Genomic DNA, 16,163 nt, shown 5'->3' on the forward strand with positions numbered 1-16,163 from the left:
TAAGCTGATCCTTTTCTGGATCGGCTTATTTGTTTTACTTGAAACTAATGACGATTAATTTGCAAACGTAGTGACAATTATTATAGACTATTTCCTATCGGTTAAATGTCCAAGGGGGAAAAGGAATGAATCAAAGGAACACGCAAAAATCAAACAAACTGAAGATCATCTCGAAAGTGTTATTGATTATGATTGGGGCTTTTATAACCTCATATGGTCTTGAAGCCGTATTAATTCCCAACAATGTCTCAGATGGTGGTGTAACAGGCCTGAGTATCGTTGGTTCTAAACTGTTTGGTTTACCGTTAGGGATGCTGATTGGTGTAATCAACATTCCATTTGTCTGGTTAGGCTATAAACAAATAGGTAAAAGTTTCGCGATTTATTCCATTATCGGTATTGCTTCGCTAGCCGTTGGTACAAGCCTTATGCACCATGTGCCAACGATTATACAAGGAGATACCTTGTTAATTACCGTCGTGGGCGGGATTATCATCGGTTTTGGTATGGGTTTGGCATTGCGTAATGGTGGGGCTTTGGATGGAATAGATATGTTGGCTGTACTGCTTTCACGAAAATTACCTTTTGGAACCAGTGATCTAATCTTATTCTTGAACATGTTTGTCTTTATTGTCGTTTCGACCGTATTTGGTCTGCAAGGGGCTATCCTGTCTGCACTTGCATATTACATCGCTTCCAAAGTGATTCATATTGTTGAAGAAGGATTGAGCGGCTCCAAAACCTTTAAAATCATCACAAATCAACCTGAAATCATGGTGGAAACCATTCGTGACCGTTTGGGTCGTGGAGCAACCTATACTGATGCTTATGGTGGTTACTCCAATGAACAATTCAAAGAAATTACTTGTGTAATCAACCGTATGGAAGAAAGCAAGATCAAAGATATCATTCATGAAATTGACCCCAATGCTTTTATTGTAGTCTACGATGTAGCCGAAGTTAAGGGCGGTAATTTTAAAAAGAAAGATATCCATTAATCACTAAAATAATGCGTTGGCAGAGAAGTTCTCTCGTCAGCGCATTATTTATTGAATCTAACATGAGGCACACAGATGAATTCCAAAATTAAAGATGCTTCTATTGAAGAGTACCTGATCGTTCACTTCAAATAATAAAAGATAACTTCTTAATTTTTGTTGCAAACTATACAATTATAGGATAGATTTAATATATAATTTTGTTGTATTTACAACAAAAAAAGCATGGCGGTTTCTTTTCACACAAGTATGAAAAGTAGCCTAGAGACATCATGTAATTTGTTAAAGGAGAGATACCCATGAATGTAAGAGTGGTACGATGCAGTCCTGAAGATTTACAAAAACTCCAGGAAATCAGTATTGAAACATTCAAAGATACATTTCAAGCACAGAATTCCCCTGAAAACTTGAAGGGCTATATGGAAAGAGCGTTTAACAATACACAGTTGGAGGGGGAATTATCCAATACCCATTCAGAAATCTATTTTATCTATTTTGATGAAGATCTAGCTGGATATTTAAAAGTAAATATAAATGAAGCTCAAACCGAGAATATGGGGGATGATTCGCTGGAGATTGAAAGAATATATATCCAAAACAAATTTCAAAAACATGGGTTAGGTAAATATTTGCTCAATAAAGCTATGGAGATAGCCATAGAACATCACAAGAAGAACATTTGGCTTGGGGTCTGGGAAAAAAATGATAATGCTATAGCCTTTTACAAGAAAATGGGATTTATTCAAACTGGCACACACTCATTTTATATGGGGGATGAAGAACAAACGGATTTCATTATGGTCAAAAAAATTTAGGGAATACTGCTTAGTATCAACGGAAAAATGAGTTTAAGTCACTGATCTCAACTGATTAGTGACTTTTTTATAGTTCAATTGCAGATTGTAGTTGACCTAGAGTTGAATCGAGGTTGTACGGTAATCATGTTCAAGTCTTAAAAAAACATTGAAGGGTGATATGATAATGAGTAAAGACATCTTTGAAAGAGATCGTTCAGGTGAAGTCGTTTCAATTCACGATCCGGAGTTTTATAAAATTGGTGTAGCTATTGAACATGCACAAAAGCTGATTGCAGGGTTGAATACGGGGTATCATAATGCTGCCAAAGTTAGAGACCTGTTCAGCCAATTAACAGGAGAAATTGTGAATGAGACGTTTGAGTTGTTGCCACCGTTTTATACGGACTATGGTCAAAATATCCGAGTGGGTAAACACGTATTTATCAACCAAGGCTGCACGTTCATGGATCGAGGTGGCATAACTATTGAAGATCATGTTTTGATTGCCCCCAAAGTCAATCTCGTGACGATTAATCATCCTGTCGCGCCCTCCCAAAGAAGATCCACCGTTTCCACTCCCATTGTCATCAAAAAAGGGGCCTGGATTGGCATCGCGGCAACCATTATGCCCGGTGTAACCGTCGGTGAAAATTCCATTATTTCGGCAGGGGCCGTCGTGACAAAAGACGTACCTGCCAACACCATTGTGGCTGGTATACCTGCAAAAGTGATCAAAACAATTGAAGAATAACAAACTTAATCAGAAGCCTAAAGTCAACAGACTTTAGGCTTTTAGTAGTTAGTATGCAGTAGTTAACTGGTAACAAAGTTCCCGATTCTATTGGTTTTATGAATTTCTTCCGTTCCAGCACTGAGTGCAGTCTTATAGTAGGAACATTTATGTTCGATGACTTCCATGGTCTTTTTCAGCTCTTCCATCTGTGCTTCTACACTAGCCTTGCGTTCCGTAAACATATTATATCTTTCCTGTAAGGTGGAATCGCCCTCGGAGCACCATTCAATGAAATCTTTGATATCCTTGATCGGCATCCCCGTAGATTTTAGACATTGAATGATTTTTAAAAAGTCGATATCTGATTCTTTAAACTTTCGCGCTCCGCTAGGGGTACGTTCTACAAATGGCATGAGTCCTTCCTTGTCGTAGTAACGCAAGGTATACACGGTAAGATTCAATTCCTTTGCAACTTCGCTGATTGAATACGTCATTCATTGTCTCCTTTTCATAGTAGCTAGACTTCGAGTTAACTCTAGGATCTTTCGGGATTTTACCACGTTGCATAAGGGATGTCAAAGTAGACATACACCATCCCAAACATATATTCATTTGATTTCAAAGCCTCCTGTACATGAATTTTTTATAAAAATAATTGACCTAGAGTTAACTAGAGGGATTAAGATTGTTTTACAAGAGAAGATGCTGGGATGAATTCAGGCGAAATTCGAATCGGGTCATGACCTTGTACCCTATGAGTCAATTCTCTTGGAAAACGAAACTTTAGGAGGCTTTTTTTATGATAACTGCAAAAGCACGAGCTGTAGACGGTCCGGACCAATCGTTCCGGGCGGCTGAGATTAATCGACGCGATCTTGATTCTCATGATGTCCTGATCGAAATTAAATATGCTGGCATATGCCACTCTGACATCCATACGGCACATGGCGAATGGGGCCCAGTAAATTATCCCCTCGTACCTGGGCATGAGATCGCAGGAATTGTCACAGAAGTGGGACCCGAAGTTTCAAAGTACAAGGTTGGTGACCGAGTAGGAGTCGGATGCATGGTTGACTCCTGTGGTGAATGTGAAAACTGCCGCCGAGGAGAAGAGCAATACTGCCTCAAAGGGAATATTCCTACCTACGCAGGTGTGGACAAGTACGGCGAACCTACACAAGGAGGGTATTCCACTCACATTGTCGTTACCGAAGGCTTCATCGTTCGTATTCCTGACAACATCGAGCTTGATGCGGCTGCACCCCTACTTTGTGCAGGGATTACAACATACTCGCCGCTGCATCATTGGGGAGCTGGACCAGGTAAGAAAGTAGCTGTAGTAGGAATGGGCGGTCTTGGTCATATGGCGGTCAAAATTGCGCATGCCATGGGTGCAGAGGTAACGGTTCTGTCACAATCATTGAAGAAGAAGGAGGATGGCTTGCAATTTGGAGCAGATCGTTACTATGCTACTAGTGAGCCAGAAACCTTCGAAAAACTCGCTGGCTCCTTTGATTTGATTATTAACACCGTGAGTGCGAATATTGACATCAATGCTTATTTTGCACTACTTACTCTGGATGGTACTCTGGTTAACGTGGGTGCTCCCGGGGAACCGTTGGCCGTAAACGTAATGTCCCTTATCGGTCATCGTCGTTCGTTCGCAGGTTCAATGATTGGCGGCATCCGCGAGACGCAGGAAATGCTTGATTTCTGTGCAGAACATGACATCGTGCCTCAGATCGAAGTTATTTCAGCTGACCAAATTGACGAAGCATATAAACGTGTATTAGCTTCCGACGTGAAGTACAGATTCGTAATTGACACTAGCACAATTTAAATTACAGTGGCTTTTCGTAATTCAAACAGCCAGCTAAATGGATTACACCATTCCAAGCACTCGTTAGTTGGCGAGGTATGAACACCCGTTATTATAATATGCTTGATCAGTCGGTGTTGAAATACTGCCATGAAGCAGATTTAAAGCTTGATGTATGCTAATTCAGCATGCATCAGGCTTTATCCCTTAACGTTACATGAGACATGTCCGAAAGACTACGAGGGAAATGGAACTATTGAAACGAAAGGGCTTCATGTTGCAACTTACTTGACAGCATATATTTTTTACGTTAAATTACATGCATGCGCATGCTTTTATTTATTTGCTTTTAATCCATCGACTTAATCCGGCGTTAACAGAAGGCTTGTGGATGAAAGTTTTACAAGGAGGGGTTCGCTATGGGGCGAAAAACAGGCGAAGATGCTCTGGTGAGGGTTTCGGCATGTTTTGGTTGATATTTTTATCCGTTATTATTATTTTTTTCGTAGTTGGACGTCAATTATGGCCTGTACCAAACCTTAAACATCTGGATTATAAAGACTTTATGAGCAGAAGAGATGAATTTGGTGATTACAAGATCTTGGATATCCGGGATGCATTGGAGTATTGGACTGATCCTACGGCCGGAACTATCAATATCTCGCTGGGACGTCTTCCATACGTTTGGGGGAACCATCTTATACCCGAGGATCATGTAATGATCTTGTCTACTGGGCTGCTCAGATCCAAAAAAGCGGCGCGAATTTTACGAAAGCAAGGATTCCAATTTATCTATGTCATCAAGTGCAGTTTATAATGACTATATTCAGATCAACTTAACTCCATGATAATAACCTATCCACTACATACTATGATATAGAACAGGTGAAACGTGATGAATACCGATATTGATAACAAACTTTTGAATCATTGGCTAAGCTTTAGCGACATTCAAACAAAGATTAATAACCGGTTGGAAAGTGCCTTAGAAGAGAAGTACAGCCTGTCATTAAAGGAATTCTATGTTCTTTATTATCTATCTCAAACCAGTGATAAGCAACTAAGATTGCAGCAGTTGCAGGACTTGGTCGGCCTTAGTCAGAGTGCCATATCACGACTTGTCGTGAGAATGGAAGCCAAAAACTGTGGTGCCTTACAACGGCATGTTTGTGAAAATGATCGAAGAGGGGTCTATACTTGCTTAACAGACCTAGGGGAAAATAAATTTAAAAAAGCTTTGGTTACTTTTAACGAAACCATTCAATCGGCTTGCCTGGAAGACGGGCTTCAAAAAGAACTTCATGCATTGATTCAGCGAAGTACAATTGAATGATGATGTCTGTACAGCAAAACAATCGTTTCTTGGTATGTCACCTCGGAACGATTGTTTTATTATTTAACCTCTGATTGGAGTTCTTTTTCTTTCATTTTTTCGGTATGATATACAGCCTCCCATCCCCTAGGTAAGCGAGGGCAGTCCAAACGGCCAATGTAAATATGAGATGAGTTACTTTTACTTGGTCGTCATAGAGCGTATTTCCCACAATTTCACTTAGTACTAATGAAGATAGGAAGTCTAACGGTGTAAGTTGACTTAACGTTTTTCTACCCGTGATAAAAGTGATGGCCCAGAGACCGAAAAAGCTAATCACGAGCTTGATAGTTAAATCCATAAACATATTGATATCCCCTCCATTAAAACAAATCCATGATGAACAATTACCCTGTCGATTAGTAAAAAAAACATACATAACTTTGAACGTGCAATTCATCCAGAAGTCCAGAATACGACGCTTTATAAAATCAGTCGAAACATTTGGAAGGCTATTTAATGCAAACGGTCACTTTTTTTAAACGAAATTTAAGTTGCTCATTAAACCAGTGTAAGGTTGGCCGACTATACTTGCATCAGTGCTTCAAAAAACATTCGAGGGAGAGATTTATATCATTCATTCACGTTCATTAACATCAAATCGAATCAGAATAACAGCCATCAGTGCACTCGCTATGATTCTGACCGCATGCCCAATAATAAGTATGGGAAGTACTGCCGCTTATGCAGCTCCTGAATCTACTATTTCAAAGGCCACAGCGGATATTCAGACTCAAGCGCCTATCCAATACCAGATTCAAGCTAGGCTGGACGAGAAGAATATGACAATAGCGGGGAGTGAATCCATTACTTATCGAAATACAAGCAAAGATACATTGAAGCAACTGGTTTTTCATACTTATGCGGATGCCAATCTTTCGAAATCAACACAGACGACCATGTTTGAACGTTCCAATGAAGAAATAAGCAAAAATAGCCCTGATAAGAAACCAGAGGACTTTCTTGGCGGGATTGATATTCAACGAGTGACGAACGGGACTAAAGCTCTTGATTTCAGTAATAAAAACCAGGCCTTGACGGTGAAATTGGAGCAGCCCCTTCAGCCCGGTGAGACCGTCTCTGTTCAAGTGGGATTTGATGTGAAGATTCCATACGGCTCACAACGCTTATCGTATTACAAAGATATAATCAATGGAGCTCACTGGTTTCCAGTAGTGTCTGTCTATGACGAGACCAAGCATGAATGGGATACCAAACCCTATAGTCCAACCTTTGAAACGGATTACTACACTTCCGCAGATTATGAAGTTCAGTTCGATGTTCCCGAACAATATCAGGTCATGATGCCTGGTACGATAACAACACGGAATAATGTCGAAATTGGGCGCAAAGTGGTGTCAGCTGTGGCCCAGAATACGAGGGAGTTTGTTTTTTTTGCCAGCCCGAACTTCAAAGTGGACAGCGTAACCCGTAATGGGCTTACAGTGGAGTATTATTATTTTGATAATCAACCGGGAAAGAAAAAGATTGTTGATGGGTATATTGATCAGGCATTTAAAGTCATTAATTTTTACAGTGACAAATATGGTAAGTACCCTTATCCGGAATTCCGAATTGTCGAATCATATGTGGAAGGTGTGGCCATCGAGTATTCAAGGGTCATTCAAATGGGACAAATCGGCCTAAATTCCGATCCGGAACAGGATACCGTATTTGTTCATGAAATTGCACATCAGTGGTTCCATGCATTAATCGGAAATAATTCAGAGACAGAGTCTTTCCTGGACGAAGGTTTTGCGGATTTTTCCATGGTATATTTTGCTGAGAAACATGGAGATAAGCTAAAAGGTTTTAAATCCATCCAATTTGACGATTCCACTATAGATAAAGCTATAGCTTCGACCAATGAAGAGGTTGGAGACTTGGCAAGTCCCGTCTTTTATGAGAAAGGTCGCCAGGCGATATATCAACTGTACCGATCCGTCGGAGAAGAGAAATTTGATACATTTATGAAAGCCTATTTTAAACGTTATGTGTACCAAAACGCTACGATTGAAGGACTTCTTCAGACGATAGAAGATGTATTAGGGGCAGAGGCTCGAAATGATATGAAGCAGGCGCTATATCAGCCTAATTTTGTACTGAAGCCTGAATATCAACTGTCGAACGAGGAAAAAACCGCATATCTTCATGATCAGTTTCAATTGCTGTATGAATCAGCATTAACGCAGGTCCCGAATTTGCCTTTTGAAACGATGAGCCGTGTGATGGATAAAGCCCTTCAAGGTGAGCCATTAGCCATTGTGCTCAGTGATCAGGTGAGCAAGTCAGCGAGCAAACAACAGGAATTCATGGTTAGCCAACTGACAACTCTTTTCGATTTGAGTGGACTGAAGTATGATGTGATCCGGGATCGTCAGATCTTGAAGCAAAAAATGAAAAAGGAGCTGGCAAGCAGCAATGTGATTGTGATTGGTAATGCGCAATCGAACGGTTGGGTTCAAGCGTTAAAGTCCAACATCATGGACCGAGCAGATAAAATCGGTTTTCAATGGAAGAAAACCATGAGTCAGCCATCTGCTAATGGAGCCTACGTTATCAAACATCCGTATAATCAGAATCGCTTGATGCTTCACTATTACTGGAATGAAGATCATCTGAATAATGGAGCACTTGAATCATACTTGATGAAAATGCAGGAATCCATCGGATTCACCAATGCTTATTATCAGTACTATGTGTTGGACAAGAATGGTAAGGTAACAAGAGATAAAAAAGTGGACAATCCACTTTCGAAATTTTTCGCCGAGGAATAACCCTAGTCGCCTAAATGGCGACTTTTTTTGATTTGAGATCATTTCTGGTTTGTTTGGCTGCTTGACGGGTAAGTATAACGTGGACAATGAAGAATGCGGGGAAAAGCATTGATTGTTAATATACTGCAAATAATAACAATATAATGTGTGAAGACACCTAAAAATGTACGACAGTAACATCAATGAAAATGATCAGTAGTATTCGGAGAACACCGAGATGAGGAGGACATATGAAAACAACCAAGGTCTCATTTTTTGTACTATCACTAATTCTGCTGCTAGTGGCGGGGTTATCCGGATGGTCGGGGGATGCGAGTGCAACTTCCAATGCAGGCAAAACATATGTGATCGGCACGGACATTACATTTGCACCGTTTGAATATCAGGATGAAAATGGTGATTATGTAGGCATTGATATGGATTTGTTGGATGCCATCGCCAAAGACCAGAATTTCAAGTATGAAATCAAAGCCCTGGGATTTAATGCAGCAGTGCAAGCGCTTGAGTCCAATCAGGTGGATGGCGTCATCGCCGGGATGAGTATTACGGATGAACGAAAACAAAAGTTTGATTTCTCAGAGCCTTATTATCAATCAGGTGTAGTGATGGGGATTAGTGCCAATAATGATACCGTAAAAAGTTATGAAGATCTTCGCGGTAAAAAGGTCGCAGTGAAAACGGGAACAGAAGGGTACAGCTTTGCTGAATCCATCGCCTCAAAATATGGTTTTACCATTGTTCCATTCGACGACTCTTCACAGATGTATGATGATGTGAAAACTGGTAATTCGGTTGCATGTTTTGAAGATGAACCTGTTTTAAGATTCGGGGTGAACCGAAATATTGGTCTAAAGATTGTTACCAAGAAAGAAGAGGGGGCTCCTTACGGATTTGCGGTCAGCAAGGGACAGAATCAGGAACTTATGAAGATGTTTAATGACGGCCTAACGAATATTAAGGCGAGCGGGGAATATGAACGTATTACTGAGAAATACCTTGGTAAAAATGCCACTGTCACAAACCAGGGTCGCTGGGAATTAGTCCAAAAATCTCTGCCTGCCCTGTTCAAAGGTCTGGGAAAAACCCTTTTATATACGATCATTTCACTGTTTTTTGCTTTCATTATCGGCTTGATTTTTGGCTTTATGAAAGTGGGACAAAATAAATTCCTTCGTGGTGTTGCTACGGTCTTTGTAGATATCTTCCGCGGAATTCCGTTGATTGTCCTCGCGTTCTTTATCTATTTCGGGATTCCGCAGGCCATGGGCTTTACGATGCCGCTGTTCCTCGCCGCTATTCTGACACTAAGCCTGAATGCAGGGGCCTATGTCACAGAAATCATTCGTGGGGGAATTCAATCGATTGACCGTGGACAGATGGAAGCCGCGCGTTCACTGGGTTTACCTTATCGTAAAGCCATGATGAAGATCGTAATTCCTCAGGCCATACGGGTTATGATCCCATCATTTATTAATCAGATGGTCATTACACTGAAAGATACGTCAATCCTGTCTGTCATTGGCCTGGTGGAGTTGACGCAATCCGGTAAAATTGTCATCGCAAGAACGTTCGCCTCTTTTGACATTTGGTTAACTGTTGCGGTCATGTACCTGATTGTCATCATCACATTGACTAAAATTGCTGACTATCTGGAGGTGAGAGTTCGTCGTGGGTAAAATCAAAGTTGAAGGATTAAAGAAAAGCTTTGGCACGAATCAGGTTTTGAAGGGGATCGATATGTCGGTCATCGAGGGTGAAGTGGTCTGTGTCATCGGGCCGTCCGGTTCGGGTAAAAGTACGTTTTTACGCTGTATTAATCAGTTAGATGAGATTACAGCTGGACGGGTTATTGTAGATGACCGGGATCTGAATGATCCCAAAACGAACATTAACAAAGCACGCGAAAATATCGGCATGGTGTTCCAGCATTTTAACCTGTTTCCTCATTTCAGTGTGCTGAAAAACATCATGTTTGCCCCCAGGGAACTTGGGATATTAAATGAAAAGGAAGCGCGGGACACCGCGCTCCGATTACTTGAGCGTGTCGGATTGTCTGATAAAGCAGATAGCTATCCAAATCAACTGTCAGGTGGACAAAAACAGCGGGTAGCTATCGCTCGTGCACTTGCCATGAATCCGGACGTTATGCTATTCGATGAACCGACTTCGGCGCTTGATCCCGAGATGGTAGGTGAGGTTCTTGGGGTAATGAAGGATCTCGCGAGCGAAGGAATGACGATGATCATTGTCACCCATGAAATGGGATTTGCCCGTGAAGTGGCTGATCGGGTTATCTTCATGGACGGTGGTTATATCGTAGAGCAAGGCACTCCTGAGGATATATTCGGAAATCCAAAACATGAGCGGACGATCAGCTTTTTGGAAAAAGTACTCTAAAGTTTCGACCGGGTAAGAACATTGAAAGTCGCTAATATGGCGGCTTTTTTGCTTATGGCTTTACCCAGTGGAGTGCGTAAAACGCGCGAACCCGAAATTCCTGCTTATCCAGCATTTTGGAAAATCCATTTATGATCGCTCACGGACACTGCATTAATCCAGTGATTTATTCGATCCTGCCCGTTCAATGATGACTTTCCAGTCGTCCTCTTCTACAAAAAGTGCCCTATCCTCATCCTCCGGTCCACCGATTCGGGCCTCAAGAATGACCATCCTGGTTTCAGCCAAAATAGAATATAGGCCCTTCAAAATAATCGCGAACTGATTGCCTGCAGTCACCTGCATGATCTCTTCATTGATAAACACCTGACCACTGCCTGAAAGGATAGTCCACGCTTTGCATCCTGACCGATGCTGGCGCAATCCGATATGTTTGCCAGGTAGAAGTATGATGCTTGATGTAGTTACGGTTGTATTTTCGTCTTCCAATGCTCTCTCCATAACACGATAGCTGCCCCAGGTTGCTTCACCGTACATCGATTGTAGTGGCTCACTGCCCAATTGCTCTTTAATTTCATTTGAATTTTTTTTGTTCGCAATGAGAATGCCGTCTGTACTTGCGGCTGCGATAATACCCGGGACTCCGATGATCTGGATCGGGTAGGGCAGCACGTTCACGATATGGGAATCCGAAGATTGTCCGGATATTCCCCCTTTTCCGAATACATTGGAATCCAACTGGGCGCACAGCGCACCCCAGCTCCCGATATCCTGCCATACTCCGTTATAAGGAAGTACAACAGCCCGTTGTGTTTGTTCAGCAACTTGTTTGTCAAAACTGCGTTCAGGCAGCTGTTCATACAAGGTTAGTAATTGTTCATAATGAACAGGAAGCCCGGATTTTTCAATATGGGATAATATAAACGCGAGTGAGAAGGCATACACCCCGGAGTTCCATAGTGCGCCACGCCGTATCAGGGCTTCAGCAATACTCGCGTCCGGCTTCTCTATAAATTGTGTTACTGCCGAATAAACATCCTGTTCTTTCTTGTCAGGCAGGATGTATCCATATTGTTCAGAAGCATGTGTAGGCCTTGTCCCAATCAAAGCGATATCGGCATCGGATTGCTTCAATATGTCAGGAAGCAACCTGAAGCTGCTGAAAAATTCTTCGCTTGCGAACACATCCGCCGGCACGATACAGATCATATCGTCTGCTCCAGCTAGGCCGAAAGATTGCAGATACAATGTCGCCAAGGCAGCTGCAGTAAAGGTTCCCCGCTTAAATGGTTCCCCGATAACGGGTATCTTGCCTTGGGTATGCCGGGTTGTTATGTTGACCTGATCCTGGTGTGAGATAATGATTGTTGAATCGAGCAAGTGCAAGCTCTCCAGCTGTCGGCACACTCTGCCCATCATGGACTCCCTGCCACCTGCAGGTGAAGGAAGTATATCAACGAACAACTTGGAGCGAAGCTCATTGGATAGCGGCCAGAGTCTTTTGCCAGAGCCGCCGCACAGCAGTACGATATGCATGGGCTTCCTCCTTAAGCTTTGGGAGCTTTACTGTAGATTTTACGTTTGTGAAAGGACAGAGAACGGTATTTAAGCGCCAATTTGCGGATTTCTTGCTCTTTTAACGAAGAAGCGTTGATACTCAGACTTTTATTCATTGAACTTTTGAGGATCATGCTCCCCGGGCTCTTCGTGTACATAAAGTTGGCATAGGTCTCGTACTCGGAGAAGCCAAACTGTTTCTTTTTGTTGATATTGGAAATAACCGCTTTGTACCACGGCAGATGATGGATGGCTTCGATTTTCTTTTTCAAGGCAGAGAGCTTTGACTTCTCGAACAGCATATAATGGGTCACAAAAGAGCGGGGACGGGGCGCTTTCTTGCCCAACAGCTTACGATAGGTGTTGAAATATTCCGGCTGGCTCCAATCGCGGCAGTAAAATACAGTCTTGTTTCCAACCGTAAATGAATGTGGCTTAATCAGGACGGTATCCGCATCCATTACCAGGAAGTGCTTCGCTTTTACAATATGATCTCCGTTCATTTTAAGCAGTTGTTGATACAACCAACCTGACCGATTCCAGCGGGAAGAATGATAATGTATATCGTTTTTGGTGATCGGCAGAACTGTCCGTTCATTCACAAAAATACAATTTTTCCGGGAACAGAGTTTTCTGATTTTGTTGCTGGCAGGCGAAACGATATAAATGCGTCCAATCGGATGCTGTACATAACGGCGAATGTTATCAATGACGAGAGGAAGAGTGCTCAAATCTTTTTCAATAGCAGGTATTAGAACATCGATCATAGGCGCACTTTTGATCTGTACTCCGCGCTGAACTCCCATTTCCTCAACTCCTTGCACATTTGATTACGTCTTGTTCATGGTATGTGTGCGAAGGTGGTTTGGTCAGGGCATGCGCCAAAACAACATTTTTTTGTGAAAAGGGCCTTAGTTTAGGATTGTTTTATCCATACTGCATATGTTGCATGATCTTGATGAAACAGCAGGAGTTGATTCTTTGCTGAGGAAGAGGTGTGCTATGGTGATAGATAAATTGAAACCGTTAAGAAGCAAATGGTTAAAAACAAAGGTGATTCTCAAAAACGATCTCATCAAACCGTATATCCCTGACACACAGAGATATAACAAAACCAATCTAAGATCGATGATCAAAAAATACGGTATGGTCTATATTAAACCGGAAAGCGGCACGTATGGAATGGGTGTCATTAAGGCGGAGATGGAGAGTGAACAGAACTTTGCTTATCAGATTGAACAAAAACGCCTGACGTTCGACAGCTTTGAGTCGTTTTATACAAGTCTGGCACGTCTGGTGCATAAAAGAAGTTATCTGATCCAGAGAGGAATCCACCTGCTTAAGCATAACAACAGACGTTTTGATATCCGAGTCATGATCCAGCTAAGCCCGAAAAATAAGTGGGAAGCGACGGGGGTCATCGGCCGGCTTGGCCATCCGAAAAAAATCGTGACCAATTATCATAGCGGTGGGAAGCCGATGGATGTTCATGAATTACTGAAATCCCATGCATCTTCTAAGCGCAGGAATGAACTGGTTCAGGAGATGAATGAGCTTAGTCTGCGCATTGCCCGTCACATGAAAAAAAAATACCCGCACCTGAAGCAAATCGGCGTGGATATTGGGCTGGACCGAAGTCTGAAGCCCTGGATTATTGAAGTGAACGTCAAACCGGACCCCTATATTTTCAATCAACTAAAGGATAAAACGATGTATCGCAGGGTGATTCAATATTACCGTCACACTGCCAAAAAAAAGATATAACGTTCCACCTTTTGTAGGAACACCTGCTGGGAAACTCGATGATTTGACTCGCTCCTGATTTAATGTACGAGCAGACCCAAAACCCACCTAACAATGATGGGTTTTGGGTCTGTTATCATGCGAAGTTACCACAGAACTAACAACAGAAGTTTACGCCAATATTGGCTTCCGCTTCATGTCCAAGAATGGGGACTTCAAAGCACTCATTTTATTTACCCTTTCACTGCACCTGCAGTAAGTCCGCTGACAATGTATTTCTGACCAAACAAGTACAGAATAAAAACAGGCAATGAAGTAAGCACCAGATTTGCAAAAATGAGATTCCAGTCCCGGCTGTATTTTCCGTAAAAGTTATAAATCGAAAGCGGCATCGTCCAGGTGGAGCTGTCTGTCAGGAAGTAAACCGGAATCGTGATGTCATTCCATACGGACATGAAAACCATGATAGCGACCGTTGCATTAACTGGCAAAATAAGCGGCGTGACGATGCGGAAAAATACGCCGAAGACACTTGCGCCTTCCAGAAAAGCCACTTCATCAAGGGCTCTTGGAATTGTTTTAATAAATCCGCTGTACAAAAATACACTAAATGCCGTGTTGAGGGCAGCGTAGATCAGAATAACACTGCTGATGCTGCCATAGAACCCTAAACCTTGCACAACCCGGATCGTCGTAATAATTGACATTGGTGCAATCAAGCCCATGAAGAAATACATGTAAATCGTGCCTGAAACTTTAGTTTCACGTCGTGCCAGAATAAATGATGCTGCCGAAGAGGCAATGATGTTGATGATGGATGAAACCCCGGTGATCCAGATGCTATTCAGGAATGCCCTGGATAAGCCACCTTCCTGAAATACGCGAACATAGTTGGAAAACTGCCACGTCTCCGGCAAGCTTAAGGAGAAGCTAAGTACTTCTGCGCTTGTTTTGAACGAACCCAGAATCAGGACGACCAACGGCAATAGAACGAGCAGGGAGGCCAGAATCAGGAAGCCTTCAACAACATAGTTGCGGATGGTGATTTTGCGTGTATATCCCATGTTATTCAGTAACCTCCTTACGCCGCATAAAAATCAACAGCGGAATGGCAATGATCGTGACGACCACGAACAGAAGTGTATTAACTGCCGTACCCAGTCCCCAGTTGCCTTCTCCAAAGGAGCGCAGAATAATCGTGCCGACCACCTGTGACGCGTTGCCTGGTCCTCCACCGGTCATGACATACACTTCCGAGAATACTTTGAGACCACCGATCAGCGTCAGCATCAGGTTAATGTTGATCGCTGGCAACAGCAACGGCAATGTTATTTTAAAAAAGCTTTTCCATGAACTTGCGCCGTCAATTTTGGCGGCTTCATAATACTCTTGAGAAATGGATTGCAAACCGGCCAGATAGATGGCCATTTGAAACCCGGCGCTCTGCCAAATGGAGACAATGGCAATGGTCCAGATGACGATGGACGGATTGGTAAGCCACGCCTGACTTAGCGAATGTAATCCCACAGCTTCCAATAAGCTGTTAATCGTCCCTTCCGTGCGGAGCATCGGTGTGAACAGAATGCTAATAACGAGAATACTCAGAATCGAAGGGGAATAGAAGATGGCACGCAGCAGGTTTTTGGTTTTTAATCTCATATTTAGAGCCACGGCAAGCAGCAGACCAATGAGGTTTTTGCCAATGACCGTGACAATCGCAAAAATCGCCGTGTTTTTAAGTGCCAGGATAAGTGTTTTATCCGAGAAAATTTTCTCGAAATTGGCCCATCCAACAAACTTCAGATCAATTCGATCCAGCCGCCAGTCTGTAAAAGAGTAGTAAAAAGCTGCGATAGCCGGGACTACAAAAAAGATGGAGTAGATAAGCAGTGCCGGAAATACCATGTAATACGAATACAAATTTTTTGCCCTTTTCATGTCTCACGCTCCGTTATGGCCAGACAGCATAT

16 protein-coding genes are annotated in these 16,163 nt (G+C 42.4%); 10 read left to right on the forward strand and 6 right to left on the reverse strand.

All coding sequences use genetic code 11. From position 1 onward, the window contains the following. Positions 1-125 precede the first annotated feature (125 nt). The 3 genes from JNUCC31_RS31070 (at position 126) to JNUCC31_RS31080 (ending at position 2,546) form a co-directional block, all read left to right on the forward strand. On the forward strand, positions 126-998 hold the full coding sequence (locus tag JNUCC31_RS31070) for a YitT family protein (protein WP_062319334.1): 873 nt from the start codon (positions 126-128) through the stop codon (positions 996-998). Between the two features lie 299 nt (positions 999-1,297). After that, positions 1,298-1,813: a spermidine/spermine N(1)-acetyltransferase gene (gene paiA / locus JNUCC31_RS31075; protein ID WP_192267134.1), complete on the forward strand. Its 516-nt coding sequence runs from the start codon at positions 1,298-1,300 to the stop codon at positions 1,811-1,813. 166 nt (positions 1,814-1,979) lie between these two features. Continuing rightward, positions 1,980-2,546, forward strand: a complete 567-nt coding sequence (locus JNUCC31_RS31080) for a sugar O-acetyltransferase (RefSeq protein ID WP_228469334.1) — start codon at positions 1,980-1,982, stop codon at positions 2,544-2,546. 62 nt (positions 2,547-2,608) lie between these two features. Here JNUCC31_RS31080 and JNUCC31_RS31085 read toward each other — a convergent pair whose 3' ends face one another. Next, the gene (locus JNUCC31_RS31085) at positions 2,609-3,022 is read right to left on the reverse strand and encodes a MerR family transcriptional regulator (RefSeq protein WP_192267136.1); all 414 of its coding nucleotides are present in this window, start codon (positions 3,020-3,022) and stop codon (positions 2,609-2,611) included. 305 nt (positions 3,023-3,327) lie between these two features. Between JNUCC31_RS31085 and JNUCC31_RS31090 the strand changes: the two genes are divergently transcribed. The 3 genes from JNUCC31_RS31090 to JNUCC31_RS31100 all read left to right on the forward strand — a co-directional run bounded on the left by JNUCC31_RS31090 (position 3,328) and on the right by JNUCC31_RS31100 (position 5,680). Beyond that, positions 3,328-4,368, forward strand: a complete 1,041-nt coding sequence (locus JNUCC31_RS31090) for an NAD(P)-dependent alcohol dehydrogenase (RefSeq protein ID WP_192267137.1) — start codon at positions 3,328-3,330, stop codon at positions 4,366-4,368. Between the two features lie 442 nt (positions 4,369-4,810). Next, positions 4,811-5,164, forward strand: a complete 354-nt coding sequence (locus JNUCC31_RS31095; protein WP_192267138.1) for a rhodanese-like domain-containing protein — start codon at positions 4,811-4,813, stop codon at positions 5,162-5,164. Positions 5,165-5,242: 78 nt separating this feature from the next. Beyond that, a complete protein-coding gene (locus tag JNUCC31_RS31100; RefSeq protein ID WP_192267139.1) occupies positions 5,243-5,680 on the forward strand; it encodes a MarR family winged helix-turn-helix transcriptional regulator in 438 nt (145 codons plus the stop codon). Positions 5,681-5,771: 91 nt separating this feature from the next. Here the strand turns inward: JNUCC31_RS31100 and JNUCC31_RS33985 are convergent, their stop codons facing one another. Next, the gene (locus JNUCC31_RS33985; RefSeq protein WP_323374354.1) at positions 5,772-6,119 is read right to left on the reverse strand and encodes a DUF421 domain-containing protein; all 348 of its coding nucleotides are present in this window, start codon (positions 6,117-6,119) and stop codon (positions 5,772-5,774) included. Positions 6,120-6,384: 265 nt separating this feature from the next. On the opposite strand from JNUCC31_RS33985, the gene JNUCC31_RS31105 reads away from it, so the two are divergent. The 3 genes from JNUCC31_RS31105 to JNUCC31_RS31115 all read left to right on the forward strand — a co-directional run bounded on the left by JNUCC31_RS31105 (position 6,385) and on the right by JNUCC31_RS31115 (position 10,893). Next, on the forward strand, positions 6,385-8,496 hold the full coding sequence (locus tag JNUCC31_RS31105) for a M1 family metallopeptidase (protein WP_228469335.1): 2,112 nt from the start codon (positions 6,385-6,387) through the stop codon (positions 8,494-8,496). A gap of 230 nt (positions 8,497-8,726) precedes the next feature. Next, the gene (locus JNUCC31_RS31110) at positions 8,727-10,172 is read left to right on the forward strand and encodes an amino acid ABC transporter substrate-binding protein/permease (RefSeq protein ID WP_192267141.1); all 1,446 of its coding nucleotides are present in this window, start codon (positions 8,727-8,729) and stop codon (positions 10,170-10,172) included. Continuing rightward, positions 10,165-10,893: an amino acid ABC transporter ATP-binding protein gene (locus tag JNUCC31_RS31115; RefSeq protein ID WP_192267142.1), complete on the forward strand. Its 729-nt coding sequence runs from the start codon at positions 10,165-10,167 to the stop codon at positions 10,891-10,893. Before JNUCC31_RS31110 ends, JNUCC31_RS31115 begins: the two co-directional genes overlap by 8 nt. Before the next feature lie 153 nt (positions 10,894-11,046). Here the strand turns inward: JNUCC31_RS31115 and JNUCC31_RS31120 are convergent, their stop codons facing one another. Then, entirely contained in the window at positions 11,047-12,429 is a 1,383-nt protein-coding gene (locus JNUCC31_RS31120; RefSeq protein WP_192267143.1) for a sugar phosphate nucleotidyltransferase, read from the reverse strand. An 11-nt stretch (positions 12,430-12,440) separates the two neighbouring features. Continuing rightward, complete coding sequence (locus JNUCC31_RS31125) at positions 12,441-13,256, reverse strand: DUF6492 family protein (protein ID WP_192267144.1); 816 nt, start codon at positions 13,254-13,256, stop codon at positions 12,441-12,443. A 196-nt stretch (positions 13,257-13,452) separates the two neighbouring features. Between JNUCC31_RS31125 and JNUCC31_RS31130 the strand changes: the two genes are divergently transcribed. Then, on the forward strand, positions 13,453-14,214 hold the full coding sequence (locus tag JNUCC31_RS31130) for a YheC/YheD family protein (RefSeq protein WP_228469336.1): 762 nt from the start codon (positions 13,453-13,455) through the stop codon (positions 14,212-14,214). A 212-nt stretch (positions 14,215-14,426) separates the two neighbouring features. On the opposite strand, the gene JNUCC31_RS31135 is transcribed toward JNUCC31_RS31130, so the two are convergent. Next, the gene (locus tag JNUCC31_RS31135; protein ID WP_192267145.1) at positions 14,427-15,257 is read right to left on the reverse strand and encodes a carbohydrate ABC transporter permease; all 831 of its coding nucleotides are present in this window, start codon (positions 15,255-15,257) and stop codon (positions 14,427-14,429) included. A gap of 1 nt (position 15,258) precedes the next feature. Next, positions 15,259-16,131 (reverse strand): carbohydrate ABC transporter permease, encoded by an 873-nt coding sequence (locus JNUCC31_RS31140; RefSeq protein WP_192267146.1) that lies wholly within the window; start codon positions 16,129-16,131, stop codon positions 15,259-15,261. Positions 16,132-16,163: the final 32 nt, after the last annotated feature.

Origin of the sequence: Paenibacillus sp. JNUCC-31 (assembly GCF_014844075.1) — a bacterium.
GTDB lineage: Bacteria > Bacillota > Bacilli > Paenibacillales > Paenibacillaceae > Paenibacillus.

Bases quoted from the DNA above. Each gene is read 5' to 3' on its own strand.
- JNUCC31_RS31110 (WP_192267141.1), top strand. From the start codon at position 8,727: ATGAAAACAACCAAGGTCTCATTTTTTGTACTATCACTAATTCTGCTG.
- JNUCC31_RS31120 (WP_192267143.1), bottom strand. From the start codon at position 12,429: ATGCATATCGTACTGCTGTGCGGCGGCTCTGGCAAAAGACTCTGGCCG.
- JNUCC31_RS31085 (WP_192267136.1), bottom strand. From the start codon at position 3,022: ATGACGTATTCAATCAGCGAAGTTGCAAAGGAATTGAATCTTACCGTG.
- JNUCC31_RS31105 (WP_228469335.1), top strand. From the start codon at position 6,385: ATGGGAAGTACTGCCGCTTATGCAGCTCCTGAATCTACTATTTCAAAG.
- JNUCC31_RS33985 (WP_323374354.1), bottom strand. From the start codon at position 6,119: ATGAATTGCACGTTCAAAGTTATGTATGTTTTTTTTACTAATCGACAG.
- JNUCC31_RS31125 (WP_192267144.1), bottom strand. From the start codon at position 13,256: ATGGGAGTTCAGCGCGGAGTACAGATCAAAAGTGCGCCTATGATCGAT.
- paiA (WP_192267134.1), top strand. From the start codon at position 1,298: ATGAATGTAAGAGTGGTACGATGCAGTCCTGAAGATTTACAAAAACTC.
- JNUCC31_RS31080 (WP_228469334.1), top strand. From the start codon at position 1,980: ATGAGTAAAGACATCTTTGAAAGAGATCGTTCAGGTGAAGTCGTTTCA.
- JNUCC31_RS31100 (WP_192267139.1), top strand. From the start codon at position 5,243: ATGAATACCGATATTGATAACAAACTTTTGAATCATTGGCTAAGCTTT.
- JNUCC31_RS31090 (WP_192267137.1), top strand. From the start codon at position 3,328: ATGATAACTGCAAAAGCACGAGCTGTAGACGGTCCGGACCAATCGTTC.
- JNUCC31_RS31070 (WP_062319334.1), top strand. From the start codon at position 126: ATGAATCAAAGGAACACGCAAAAATCAAACAAACTGAAGATCATCTCG.
- JNUCC31_RS31140 (WP_192267146.1), bottom strand. From the start codon at position 16,131: ATGAAAAGGGCAAAAAATTTGTATTCGTATTACATGGTATTTCCGGCA.
- JNUCC31_RS31095 (WP_192267138.1), top strand. From the start codon at position 4,811: ATGTTTTGGTTGATATTTTTATCCGTTATTATTATTTTTTTCGTAGTT.
- JNUCC31_RS31130 (WP_228469336.1), top strand. From the start codon at position 13,453: ATGGTGATAGATAAATTGAAACCGTTAAGAAGCAAATGGTTAAAAACA.
- JNUCC31_RS31135 (WP_192267145.1), bottom strand. From the start codon at position 15,257: ATGGGATATACACGCAAAATCACCATCCGCAACTATGTTGTTGAAGGC.